10 protein-coding genes and 1 tRNA gene are annotated in these 13450 nt (G+C 42.0%); all 11 read right to left on the reverse strand.

The window, feature by feature from the left end; genetic code table 11:
• Nucleotides 1-23: 23 nt before the first annotated feature.
• Entirely contained in the window at nucleotides 24-4403 is a 4380-nt protein-coding gene (gene rpoC, locus TOL2_RS18580; protein ID WP_014958833.1) for a DNA-directed RNA polymerase subunit beta', read from the reverse strand.
• Between the two features lie 10 nt (nucleotides 4404-4413).
• Nucleotides 4414-8547, reverse strand: coding sequence for a DNA-directed RNA polymerase subunit beta (gene rpoB, locus TOL2_RS18585; protein ID WP_014958834.1), 4134 nt, complete (start codon nucleotides 8545-8547; stop codon nucleotides 4414-4416).
• A gap of 116 nt (nucleotides 8548-8663) precedes the next feature.
• Nucleotides 8664-9053, reverse strand: a complete 390-nt coding sequence (gene rplL, locus TOL2_RS18590) for a 50S ribosomal protein L7/L12 (RefSeq protein ID WP_014958835.1) — start codon at nucleotides 9051-9053, stop codon at nucleotides 8664-8666.
• A gap of 61 nt (nucleotides 9054-9114) precedes the next feature.
• Nucleotides 9115-9639 carry a 50S ribosomal protein L10 gene (rplJ, locus tag TOL2_RS18595; RefSeq protein ID WP_014958836.1) on the reverse strand — a complete coding sequence of 175 codons (525 nt, stop codon included), beginning with the start codon at nucleotides 9637-9639 and terminating at the stop codon, nucleotides 9115-9117.
• Between the two features lie 168 nt (nucleotides 9640-9807).
• Nucleotides 9808-10500 carry a 50S ribosomal protein L1 gene (gene rplA / locus TOL2_RS18600; RefSeq protein ID WP_014958837.1) on the reverse strand — a complete coding sequence of 231 codons (693 nt, stop codon included), beginning with the start codon at nucleotides 10498-10500 and terminating at the stop codon, nucleotides 9808-9810.
• A gap of 24 nt (nucleotides 10501-10524) precedes the next feature.
• Complete coding sequence (gene rplK / locus TOL2_RS18605) at nucleotides 10525-10947, reverse strand: 50S ribosomal protein L11 (protein ID WP_014958838.1); 423 nt, start codon at nucleotides 10945-10947, stop codon at nucleotides 10525-10527.
• A gap of 48 nt (nucleotides 10948-10995) precedes the next feature.
• Nucleotides 10996-11526: a transcription termination/antitermination protein NusG gene (gene nusG / locus TOL2_RS18610; RefSeq protein ID WP_014958839.1), complete on the reverse strand. Its 531-nt coding sequence runs from the start codon at nucleotides 11524-11526 to the stop codon at nucleotides 10996-10998.
• Nucleotides 11527-11541: 15 nt separating this feature from the next.
• Nucleotides 11542-11910, reverse strand: a complete 369-nt coding sequence (gene secE, locus TOL2_RS18615) for a preprotein translocase subunit SecE (protein ID WP_014958840.1) — start codon at nucleotides 11908-11910, stop codon at nucleotides 11542-11544.
• Between the two features lie 66 nt (nucleotides 11911-11976).
• Nucleotides 11977-12053: transfer RNA gene (locus tag TOL2_RS18620), tRNA-Trp, on the reverse strand.
• A gap of 11 nt (nucleotides 12054-12064) precedes the next feature.
• Nucleotides 12065-12223 (reverse strand): 50S ribosomal protein L33, encoded by a 159-nt coding sequence (gene rpmG, locus TOL2_RS18625; RefSeq protein WP_014958841.1) that lies wholly within the window; start codon nucleotides 12221-12223, stop codon nucleotides 12065-12067.
• A gap of 17 nt (nucleotides 12224-12240) precedes the next feature.
• The gene (gene tuf, locus TOL2_RS18630; protein WP_014958831.1) at nucleotides 12241-13434 is read right to left on the reverse strand and encodes an elongation factor Tu; all 1194 of its coding nucleotides are present in this window, start codon (nucleotides 13432-13434) and stop codon (nucleotides 12241-12243) included.
• Nucleotides 13435-13450: the final 16 nt, after the last annotated feature.

Genomic DNA, 13450 nt, shown 5'->3' on the forward strand with positions numbered 1-13450 from the left:
AAATTGTCAAGTTTTTTTATTAATCAAACTTGCGCTACGTCACCCAAAGCAACTTCTACGTCGCTGTATCCCGGGAAACCCGTCCCTGCAGGTATAATACGACCCATCACAACATTTTCTTTCAATCCTTTAAGGCCGTCATACTTACCCTCTATAGCAGCAAGAGTCAGCACTTTTGTTGTTTCCTGGAATGATGCGGCTGAAAGAAAACTATCAGTAGATAATGATGCTTTTGTAATACCAAGAATTAACGGCTCCCCTTTTGCGGTTTCACCACCCATACCGGCTACTTCCCGATTGACTTCTGCAAAATGAATCCTGTCGACCTGTTCATCCGGAATAAAGTTGGTATCACCTGTCTCAATGACCTTTACCCGTCTCATCATCTGACGGATAACCACCTCAATATGTTTGTCATTAATCCTTACACCCTGAAGCCTGTAAACCTCCTGCACCTCGTCCACCAGATATTTTGCCAAAGCAACTTCTCCCTTGATGTTCATAATATCCTGGGGATTTGCACTTCCGGCAATCAGCGGATCACCCGCCTTTACATAATCACCATCATAGACCGTAACATGTTGACCTTTTGGAATGGCGTATTCTTTCTTTCCTCCAACATCCGTCGGGGTGATCGTGACTTTCTGCCTTCCCTTTGTACCTTTGGACACCAAGACATATCCGTCAATCTCAGTCAGCATACCCGGATCTTTTGGTTTTCTGACTTCAAACAATTCGGCAACTCTTGGAAGCCCACCGGTAATGTCCTTTGTTTTTGTGGTCGCCCTGGGCAATTTTGCAATTACATCCCCCGCCATAATCTGTTCGTCTTCTTCAACCGTAAGAATGGCATTCACAGGCAAATAATATCTGGCAGAAGTCTTGGACTTGGGAAGCTTAACCGCTTTTCCCTCTTTGTCCTTAATGGTAATTCTGGGACGAATCTCACTATCTTTCCCTTCTGTGATTGTACGGGAAACTTTTCCGGTTACAGGGTCGATTTGTTCTTGAACCGTGTTTCCGACCTCTATGTCGGCAAATCTAACACGACCGGATACTTCCGTGATAATCGGCGTGGTAAACGGATCCCATGTGGCGATCACATCCCCTGGTTGGACTTGCTGACCATCTTTAAGATGAAGGGTTGCACCATAAATAACCGTCTCTTTAGCTCTTTCACGCCCTTCTTCTCCAACAATGTTAATACCGGCACCTTTCCGGTTCATTACTATTACTTCATTTTCAGCAGAAATTACCGTCTGGATATCTTCATTGTATTTCAGTATACCTCCAACCCTGGCCTTGATTTCCGCAACCTCTACCTTTCTTGAAGCAGTACCACCAATATGGAAGGTTCTCATGGTCAACTGAGTTCCAGGTTCACCAATGGACTGAGCCGCAACAATACCAATGGCTTGACCGATTTCAACAGTTACACCATGGGCAAGATCCCTTCCGTAGCACCTGGAACAAACACCATTTTTTGAATTACACGTCAGAACGGAACGAATTTTAACTTTCTGAACTCCGGCTTCTTCTATTCTTTTGACATGGCTTTCCTCAAGTTCGGTGTCCACGCCAACAATAAATTCATCCGAGTAAGGATCCCGGATATCTTCCTGAGTCACCCTTCCAAGGATTCTCTCGCCAAGGGTTTGAATAATTTCCCCCCCCTCGTACAATGCTTCAACCTCAATACCATTAATAGTACCGCAATCAATTTCAACAATGGTACAGTCCTGACCCACATCAGCCAGACGTCTTGTAAGATATCCAGAGTTTGCGGTCTTCAAGGCCGTATCAGCCAATCCCTTGCGCGCACCATGTGTTGAAATAAAATACTGCAGTACGGACAGGCCTTCCCGGAAACAGGCGGTAATCGGATTTTCAATAATCTCACCGGACGGTTTGGCCATCAAACCCCTCATCCCTGCCAGCTGACGCATCTGATCCTTACTGCCTCGAGCCCCGGAGTCAGCCATGACATACACTGCATTATAATCTTCAGGTGACCCGTCAATCTTTCCGCGTGTCGGATTTTTCATGACTTCCATCATGGCATTGGCAATATCATCCGTTGCCTGAGCCCAGATATCGACCACCTTATTATACTTTTCACCCTGAGTAATCAATCCTTCGGAATACTGATTTTTTATATCTTCAATATTTTTTTCTGATTTGGCAATAATTTCCCATTTTTCATCCGGGATAATCATATCGTCTATACAAATTGACAAACCTCCCAGAGTCGAATATTTATACCCTATATCCTTGAGCCGATCAGAAAGAATAACGGTTTCCTTTAACCCGATATTACGGTATGCATAGTCGATCAGTTTAACAATAGAAGACTTGTCCATAAGCTTGTTAACAAGATTGAAGGGCAAAGTGGTCTCTCGTTCATCCACTTTAAATATGGTATAATAATTCCCCACTTTTCTGACATCCGTAAACTGACCCTCTTTGAGACCATAGAATTGTTCAACAACAATCTCCGACACCTGAAATATATTTTTAAATTCCTTTCTGGTAAGAAGACCTGTTTTTCCTTTGGTCTTTTTAATCTCATCGTCAGAATATTTTTTTAAAACCTTATCAAAATCATTGCCGGCTTTTAATTCTTCCATTGCGGCTTCAGCATCTTCCAGGGTTTGGGTTCTGATCCTGCTCAATGACAAAAGCGTATCACCTGGAATGGATTCCCAAAGAAGAATTCGACCCGTTGTGGTATCATACATTTCACCATCAATTCGAACTTTAATTTTGGCATGAAGCGAAAGTTCCCCTGAATCAAACGCATATCTTACTTCTTCAATACTTGAAAAACTAACCCCAGAACCTTTTTGATTCTGCACGGCTCGAGTCATATAATAAATACCCAGCACAATATCCTGGGTCGGTACTATAATCGGCTGACCATTTGCAGGAGAAAGAATATTGTTTGTAGACAGCATCATAATCCTTGCCTCAAGCTGAGACTCAAGGGAAAGTGGCACATGAACCGCCATCTGATCACCATCAAAGTCTGCATTAAATGCAGGACAAACCAATGGATGAAGCTGAATGGCTTTCCCTTCGATCAGCACAGGCTCAAATGCCTGAAACCCGAGACGATGGAGTGTGGGTGCGCGGTTGAGCATCACCGGATATTCTTTTACAACAGATTCAAGTGCATCCCAAACCTCGGTCTCCTCACGTTCAACCATTTTTTTAGCACTTTTAACCGTTGAAACAAGGCCTTTTTGTTCAAGATAATTATAAATAAAAGGCTTAAACAGCTCCAGAGCCATCTTTTTAGGGATACCGCATTGATGAAGCCGCAGTTCAGAACCAACTGTAATAACGGTACGACCGGAGTAATCCACACGCTTGCCAAGCAGATTCTGTCTGAACCTGCCCTGTTTTCCTTTTAATGTGTCACTTAAAGACTTTAACGGCCGCTTATTGGTCCCGGTCACCACCCTTCCGTGACGACCATTATCAAACAGCACATCTACGGCTTCCTGAAGCATCCTTTTTTCATTTCTGACAATGATATCAGGTGCATTAAGGTCTACCAATCTTTTCAGACGGTTGTTTCTGTTTAATACCCTGCGATACAAGTCATTTAAATCAGATGTCGCAAACCGCCCACCTTCAAGAGGCACAAGCGGCCTTAAATCCGGCGGCAAAATGGGACAGGCCGTCAAAATCATCCGTGTGGGCTCAATCCCCGAGGTCAAAAATGCATCAATAACTTTAAGGCGCTTGGCCATTTTTTGTTTCTTGGCAACGGATTTGGTCAGGCTGATCTCTTCTTTAAGTTCATCATGAACCTCTTGAAGGTTAATATCTTCGAGCAACTTTAAAATGGCTTCTGCACCAATACCAGCCTCGAAGTCATCACCAAAAGTTTCCACAGCCTCATAATATTGATCATCTGACAGAAGTTGAAGTTTTTTCAAACCCGTATCTTTGGGATCAATCACAAGATAGGAGTCAAAATAAAGAACTTTTTCAAGATTTTTTAATGTCAAATCAAGAACATTGCCTATTTTGCTGGGAAGACTTTTCAAAAACCAGATGTGAGACACCGGAGAAGCAAGTTCGATATGTGCCATCCTCTCTCGCCGCACTTTGGACTGAATTACTTCAACACCGCATTTTTCACACACAACCCCGCGATGTTTCATACGTTTGTATTTACCGCAATTGCACTCGTAATCCTTGGTAGGACCGAATACCTTTGCACAAAAAAGTCCGTCTCTTTCCGGCTTGAATGTCCGGTAATTTATGGTTTCCGGTTTTTTGATTTCACCATGAGACCACTCTCTAATCTGGTCTGAAGATGCAAGGGTTATTTGAACGCCCTTATAAATCTTAGGATCTTTTGGTTTTGCGAAGAAATCGTATATATTATCCAATGTCTTCTCCTTATTTTTTTCCTTCTATAAGATTCATATCCAAACCCAGACTATTCAGCTCTTTGCAAAGAACCCTGAAAGATTCAGGCATCCCGGGCTCAAGAACGTTCTGGCCTTTAACTATTTTTTCATACATCCGAGTTCTTCCTGTCATATCATCGGACTTGACAGTCAAAAATTCCTGTAATGCATGGGCAGCGCCATAGGCTTCCATTGCCCAGACTTCCATTTCACCCAGCCTCTGTCCGCCAAACTGAGCTTTACCTCCGAGTGGCTGCTGGGTAACCAGGGAATACGGACCAATGGATCGAGCATGAAGTTTATCATCAACCAGATGGTGGAGTTTAAGCATATACATGGTGCCGACGGTTACCGGTCTGTCAAAAGGCTCGCCGGTTCTGCCGTCGTATAGTACGGATTGACCGGACTTGTCAAATCCGGCGGCATCAATCAGATATTTTATCTCATCTTCACTTGCCCCGTCAAAAACCGGAGTGGCCATGTGTACACCGTTTCTGTAAAAGCATGCAAAATCAATAAGTTCCTTATCAGAAAAATTTTTAATTTTTTCCGCCAGTGCATCCTCTTTAAAATTTACTTTCTGGGCTTCGGTCATTGAAAAAATTTCAATTACTTTTTCCCTTAATTTATCGAGTTTCATTTGGTTAAGCATTTCATCAATGCGCTGCCCCAACCCAAAAGCAGCATGTCCCAAATGAATTTCCAATATCTGGCCCACATTCATACGGGATGGAACCCCCAAGGGATTGAGAACCATATCAACCGGCCTGCCATCCTCAAAGTAAGGTAAATCTTCCATCCTTAAAATTCTAGAAACAACCCCTTTGTTCCCATGTCGACCAGCCATTTTATCGCCAACGGAAAGAACCCTTTCCATGGCAACGCTTATTTTGATCATTTTCAGTACGCCGGGCGGAAGATCGTCCCCTTTTTCAAAACGGGATACCTGACGGTTAAAATGGTCCCTGGCTTTTTTAATTTGCCTTTGGGCACTCTCTAATATAACCTGGGCCTTTTCCGTAATCACTGCATCTTTAACGGCAACATGAACCAGCACAGACATGGGAATATCAGCAAAAAGCCCTAATTTTACAGTGGTGCCGGATTTAACCAGTACCCTTCCCGACTTTTCAAGATCAGAAATAATATCATGGCCCTCAAGAATGGATTCAACTTTTTCCTGAGCCACACTTGAAATGATTTTAATTTCATCATCCCTGTCTTTTTCAAGTTTTTCTATTTCATTGTCTTCAATGAGCCGTGTACGGTCATCTTTTGAAAGCCCCCTTCGTGAGAAAACCCTTGCATCAATGACTTTACCTTTTACTCCGGGTGGTACGCAAAGAGAAGTGTCTTTAACATCTCCTGCTTTTTCACCAAAAATGGCCCGAAGCAATTTTTCTTCCGGAGAAAGTTGAGTTTCACCTTTTGGTGTAATTTTACCCACAAGGATATCACCGGATACAACTTCGGCACCCAGGCGAATAATACCGCTCTCATCAAGATTTTTTAAGGCATCTTCTCCTACATTGGGAATATCACGGGTGATTTCCTCTTTACCTAATTTTGTATCGCGGGCAAGAACCTCAAACTCTTCAACATGGACAGATGTATAAACAGCATCTTTCACAAGACGTTCACTGACAAGGATAGAGTCCTCATAGTTGTATCCGTCCCAGGGCATAAATGCGACCGTGACATTTTTCCCAAGGGCCAGTTCCCCCATTTCTGTGGACGGGCCATCTGCAATCACCTGACCTTTTTTGACGGTTTCACCTTTTTCAACAATCGGCCTGTGATTAAAACAGGTATTCTGGTTAGAACGGACAAACTTCGTACAATTATAAATAGATACGACTTTCTCAAAATTGTCTGCCTGGATATCCGGGTCATCATTTCGGACAACAATCCGTTTTGAATCCACCTCAACTACGACACCGTCATAATCCGCTACAATGGTAACGCCGGAATCACGAGCAACAACACTTTCCATTCCAGTACCGACCAGAGGTGCTTCACTTTTAATCAACGGCACTGCCTGACGCTGCATATTAGACCCCATCAACGCCCTGTTGGCATCATCATTCTCCAGAAACGGGATCAGGGCCGCAGACACGGATACCAGCTGGTTTGGTGAGACATCCATGAATTTGACATCCTGATTTTCAATCATTTCAAATTCACCGTCAACCCGTGAAGAAACCAGAGGATTTAAAAAATTACCATCAATGTCAAGGGGTGCATTTGCCTGTCCAATGGGGTGATCCTTTTCTTCAAAGGCTGTTAAATGCTTAATTTCCCTGGATGCATTTCCGTCACTGGCAATCCTGTAAGGCGTTTCAATAAAACCAAAATCATTGACCCTTGCATAGGTACACAAAGAAACGATCAATCCGATATTCGGTCCTTCCGGCGTTTCAATCGGACAAATTCTTCCATAATGAGACGGATGAACGTCTCGTACTTCAAAACCAGCTCTTTCTCGTGTCAAACCACCTGGTCCAAGCGCGGACAATCGTCTTTTATGAGTTGTTTCAGACAGCGGATTTGTCTGATCCATGAATTGGGATAGCTGGGAAGTACCAAAAAATTCCCTGACAACGGCTGAAACAGGTTTTGGATTAATCAAATCATGGGGCATCATGGCATCCACTTCCTGCATGCTCATTTTTTCCTTGATGGCTCTTTCCATCCTGACAAGCCCGATTCGATAATGATTTTCAAGAAGCTCGCCCACGGCGCGAACACGCCTGTTGCCCAGATGGTCAATATCATCGACCTGGCCCTGGGTGTCTTTGAGTTCAACCAAAGTTGCTGCTGTTAGCAGCACATCTTCTTTTCGCAATGTTTTCACATCAATCTTGGTATCAACACCTAGACGATGGTTCATTTTCAAACGTCCTACTTTTGACAGGTCGTAATACGCCTGCCTGAAAAAAAGATGATCGACAAAATCCTGTGCAACTTCAATGGTTGCAGGATTTCCGGGTCGAAGCCGCCGGTAGATATCCATTAAGGCTTCTTCTTTTTTCTCCATTTTGTCTAAAACAAGGGTTTTCCTTATGGAATCAGAACTTCTGGGATCAACATAAAGAATATTAAAGTCATTGATCTGTTTTTCCAGCATATATTCAAAGCTGTCTTCGCCAATCAGATCGCCAGCCTTTAAAATTATCTCCTGGGTTTCATCGTCAACAATATTCTCTGCAAAAGCTTTTCCAATCAATTCACTTTCCGAGATGGGAATATAATCAAGCCCATCGTCAGCCAGCTGTCGTAACGCTCGTTTTGTAAAGATTCTTCCTTTTTTGACGATAATCTCTCCTGTCTTTGGAGATTTGATATCAAAACTGGCTCTTTGGCGCTTGAGATTTTCCTGGGAAAACTCTTTAAAAAACGATCCATCCTTTTTAATAATATGTTCTTGGTTATAGAAGAAATCCAAAATATCTTCACTGGTATAGCCAAAGGCCTTAAAAAGGATAGACACTGGAAATTTTCGCCGCCTGTCTATTCTTATATAAACAATATCCTTGGCATCAATTTCCATATCAATCCAGGATCCTCTGACAGGAATAATTCGGGCATTATAAATAATTTTTCCCGTAGAATAATTTTTCCCTTTATCATGATCGAAAAATACACCTGAGGAACGATGTAACTGGCTTACGACAGCTCTTTCAGTTCCATTAACAATAAAGGTTCCCTGCCGGGTCATCAAGGGGATGGTACCAAAATAAATCTCTTGTTCCTTAATATCTCGAATCGTTGAAATCCCCGTGTCCTTGTCATTGTCATAAACAACAAGCCGGACCTTGATATTCACCGGAATATCATAGGTCATTCCTCTTGAAGTACATTCTTTCATGGAATGCTTTGATTCACCAAAGGAATACGAAACATATTCCAATGATGATGTATCTGTAAAATCCTTAATAGGAAAAACAGATTTAAAAACAGCATGGAGTCCTTTTACTTCCCTTTCTTCAGGCAAAACATCTTTTTGAAGGAAACTCTCATAAGAATTTCGTTGCATGCCTATCAAATCAGGAATATCAATTATTTTTCTTCTGCTGCCAAACTCTTTTCTAATACGCTTATTTGTCAAAAGACTACCGGTCATGATATCTCCCAGTGTGAGTTTTTCCAACCGTAAAAGCGGAGACATGGCACTATTGCCTTGCCCCCGCATAAATTTTATGCAGCTTAAATCTTTGTAAGCTAACTTATTTCATAAAACTATTTTACAGAAACCTGAGCCCCGGCTCCTTCTAATTGTTCTTTAATTTTATCAGCTTCTTCTTTTGGAATTCCTTCTTTAATTGCTTTAGGCGCTTCTTCCACTAAAGCTTTGGCTTCTTTAAGACCAAGCCCTGTAATCGCTCTTACTTCTTTGATAACGTTAATTTTTTTATCGCCAAAGGTCTCAAGGATAACGTCAAATTCGGTCTGTTCTTCTGCCGCAGCACCTGCATCGCCAACAGCAGGCATTGCACCGCCTGCAAATGCCATGGGGGCGGCAGCAGTTACACCAAATTTATCTTCAAGCTCTGTCACAAGCTCGGAAAGTTCAAGAACACTCATGCTGGATATGAATTCAATTACATCTTCTTTTGTAGTATCGGCCATTTTTTTTCTCCTAAATAAAACTGTATGGAATGTCTTTTTCTAAAATTTTATATATGCTTGCTTATGCAGCTTCTTTTTGATCTTTAATAGCATTGAGAACATTAACAAAAGATCGTGGAACAGCGGAAAGAACATTGACGATTGAGGTTGGAACCGCATTAAGCGTATAAACCAGCTTACCGAGAAGCTCTTCTCTGGATGGCATTTTCGCCAGTTGTTTTATCTCTTCAGAATTGAGAAGCTTTCCTGCTAATGCACCTGCTTTAATTTCAAGCTTATCGTTATCTTTGGCAAAATCAACCAGAATCCTTGCCGGAGCAACCGGATCATCTTGTGATAAAACAATGGCATTGGGACCTTTGTAAAAATCTTTCATCAAGGCTGCATCCGTACCTTCAGATGCCCTTTTCAACAAAGTATTTTTTACAACTTCAATTCGAACACCCTCATTTCTGAGACGCAAACGAAGATCCGTCATTTTCAATACATCCAAACCTTTATAGTCCACCAGTATTGAAATCTCAGATTCAGAAAATTCCTGGGATAGCCTTTTAACCTGTTCTTTTTTTTGGGAAATATTCAGCATTTTTATTACACCTCCTTCCATTAATAATATTTTTGACGAAGGTGCCAACTAAACCAAAACAAAATTTTATTATCTTCTGTCTCGGCAGGCCGGCAAATCCGATTATGCACTTTCAAAATACAAGCGCACCTACTGTCTATGACAGGGTTAAAAATCTATTTAAACAATCTATTTTACCAATAGGGGATCCACTTTTATACCAGGACCCATTGTCGAAGACACGCTGATTGTTTTCAAGTAAGTCCCTTTGCTGGCTGCAGGTTTCAGTGCTACCAACTTATCTATAAAGGCTTTGACGTTTTCAAGTAATTTTTGTGCCCCAAAAGAAACCTTTCCGACTGGTACATGAACGATACCGGCTTTTTCTACTCGAAATTCAATTTTACCTGCTTTTAACTCATTTATCGCTTTTTCAAGTTCAAAGGTAACCGTTCCTGTTTTAGCATTTGGCATCAGTCCGCGAGGCCCGAGTATACGACCTAACTTCCCAACAGCACCCATCATATCAGGAGTCGCAATGGCTTTATCAAAACCAAACCATCCGTCTTGAATCTTTTTTATGGTCTCATCATCCGCAATAAAATCAGCTCCTGCATCCAGTGCTTCTTTTTCCTTTTCACCTTTTGCAAAAACCAATACTTTTACTTCTTTACCAAGCCCGTTGGGCAATATGACAGTACCGCGAACCATTTGATCGGCATGCCGCGGATCAACGCCTAATCTTACGGCAACATCAACTGTTTCATCAAACTTTACATAGCTTGAAGAAACTGCCAGTTCCAAGGCATTTATTGGATCGTACTGGACCAGTCTATCGACCTTTTTAAGTGCTTCTGTATGTTTTTTACTCCGCTTTGGCATTTTTCATCACTCTTTTACTTAAAGTTAAACTACTTCTATCCCCATGCTTCTAGCTGTACCTGCAATAATTTTAACAGCTGCGTCAATGTCTGAGGCGTTTAAGTCTTCTTTTTTGGTTTCGGCAATTGCAATAAGCTGATCTTTGGTCACTTTTCCGACCTTATCCCGATTGGGTTCTCCCGATCCTTTTGCAATTTTTGCGGCAGCCAGCAACAATCTTGATGCTGGTGGCGTTTTGGTAATAAAGCTGAAAGACCTGTCCTGGTAAACCGTTATGACAACAGGAATAATAGATCCCGCATCATTGGCGGTTTTTGCATTAAAAGCTTTGCAAAAATCCATAATATTTACGCCATGCTGACCCAAGGCAGGACCGATGGGGGGAGATGGATTGGCTTTTCCTGCTTCAACCTGAAGCTTTATTTGTGTCATTACTTTTTTTGCCATTATTTTTAACTCCTGAAACTAACTATTTAACCATATTATATCTTGGTATTATATTTTGGTAACCTGTATAAAATTAAGTTCCACAGGGGTTGCACGTCCAAAAATACTGACCAGAACTTTAATTTTTTCCTTGTCAGGAGACACATCTTCCACAGTACCATTAAAATTTGAAAACGGTCCGTCAATAACCCTGACATCATCTCCAGGTTCAAAAAAGTATTTTGGTTGAGGCTTATTCTTACCTTGCTGCATCTTATCAACAATGCTTTGAGCCTCTTTGTCACTTATGGGTGCCGGCTTGTTTTTTCCACCCAGAAAACCAGTAACTTTTGCAGTGGAAGTTACAATATGCCATGTCTCATTATCCAGATGCATCCTGACCAAAATATACCCAGGATAAAATTTTCTCGAAGATTCTTTTTTCTTTCCATCTACAAGCTCAACAATATTTTCCGTCGGAATAAGAATCTCAGCAAATTTCTCAGGATGTTTGGAAGTTTCTATTTTTTCTTCCAAAGTAAGTTTTACTTTTTGCTCATGACCTGAATATACATGCACGACATACCATTTTAGAGACATGTTACTTCCCTTATTTTATGTCAGGACAACCTGAACGAGCTTAGAAAGGCCGAGATCAAAAAGCCCGAGAAACGCTGCAACAACAAAAACAAAAACAATCACAACAACGGTTGTACCGGTTGTCTGTTTTTTTGTCGGCCAAGTTACCTTTTTCAACTCAACCTTGACCTCCCTGAAAAATTCCATTGCCTTTTGGATAAAATTTGGCTCACCGACTTTAGCATCAGCCAAGTTTTTTTCCCGCTTTGCTTTCAAAGGGCTTGTCACAGTTGACGATTTTGAACTTGAAAATTTTGAAGACCCGGCAGATAAATCTGTCTGATTTTCCGTCACAGGCTTCTTCTTCTTTTCACTTAAAGCTTTCTTTTTCTGTAACCGTGACATAAAACTCCTAAGTCAACTTTGCCACCCGAGTCCTTTTAACCAAACATAGGGGCATAATTTAAAATATGGCAGGTCAGGAGGGGGTCGAACCCCCAACATCCAGATTTGGAGTCTGGCGCTCTACCAATTAGAGCTACTGACCTGCAAACTATTATTATTTAACCTTTGTCTCTTTATGCATCACATGCTTATTACAGAATTTACAGTATTTTTTAAACTCTATTTTATCAGGAGTTTTCCGCTTATTCTTAGTCGTTGTATAATTTCTTCTCTTGCACTCTGTACAAGCAAGAGCAATGATCACTCTGTCCATATCAACTCCTTAGGACTCTACTCTACAATTTCACCGATAACACCGGCGCCAACGGTACGTCCACCCTCTCTGATTGCAAAGCGGAGTTCTTTTTCCATTGCAATGGGATTAATCAATTCCACGTTAATAGTTGCATTATCCCCTGGCATGATCATTTCCACGCCTTCGTCAAGAGTCAAAACACCCGTAATATCTGTTGTTCTGAAAAAGAACTGGGGTCTGTAACCACTGAAAAACGGAGTATGACGACCACCTTCTTCTTTGCTCAATGCATACATTTCTGCTTTGAATTTCGTATGAGGAGTAATTGTTCCGGGTTTGGCCACAACCTGTCCTCTTTCGACCTGGTCACGTTTGGTTCCGCGAAGCAGAAGCCCGACATTATCGCCTGCCTGACCCTCATCCAGAAGTTTTCTGAACATTTCAACACCGGTACACACTGTTTTGGCAGTATCCCTGATACCGACAATTTCAACCTCTTCACCGGTTTTAATAATACCACGTTCAATTCTTCCGGTAACAACAGTTCCACGACCCGAAATACTGAATACATCCTCAATGGGCATCAGAAATGGTTTTGCGGTATCTCTTTCAGGCTCTGCAACATAAGAGTCAAGAACATCAAGAAGCTCAAAAATCGGTTTGGCAGCTTCATCATCCGCACTTTCCACTTCAAGCGCTTTAAGCGCACTGCCTCTGATAATCGGTGTTGTGTCGCCGGGAAATTCATAGGTATCAAGAAGCTCCTGAAGCTCCATTTCAACCAGCTCAATCAATTCTTCGTCATCCACCATGTCGCATTTGTTCAAAAACACAACAATCGAGGGAACACCTACCTGCCGGGCAAGAAGAATATGCTCTCTTGTCTGCGGCATTGGACCGTCATCAGCACTTACCACAAGAACCGCACCGTCCATCTGGGCTGCCCCTGTGATCATGTTCTTGATATAGTCAGCATGGCCGGGACAGTCCACATGTGCGTAGTGACGATTGGCTGTCTCGTATTCCACATGAGCTGTTGCTATTGTAATACCACGCTCTCTTTCCTCGGGCGCCTTGTCAATCTCATCAAACGGCACATATGTACCATGACCACCCATTGCTGCAAGTTTGGTGATCGCTGCTGTAAGCGTAGTCTTTCCATGGTCAATATGACCGATTGTTCCTATGTTCACATGCGGCTTGGTCCGCTCAAATTTTTCTTTAGCCATCCTAAATTAGCTCCTT

It is taken from the genome of Desulfobacula toluolica Tol2, assembly GCF_000307105.1.
GTDB classification, from domain to species: domain Bacteria; phylum Desulfobacterota; class Desulfobacteria; order Desulfobacterales; family Desulfobacteraceae; genus Desulfobacula; species Desulfobacula toluolica.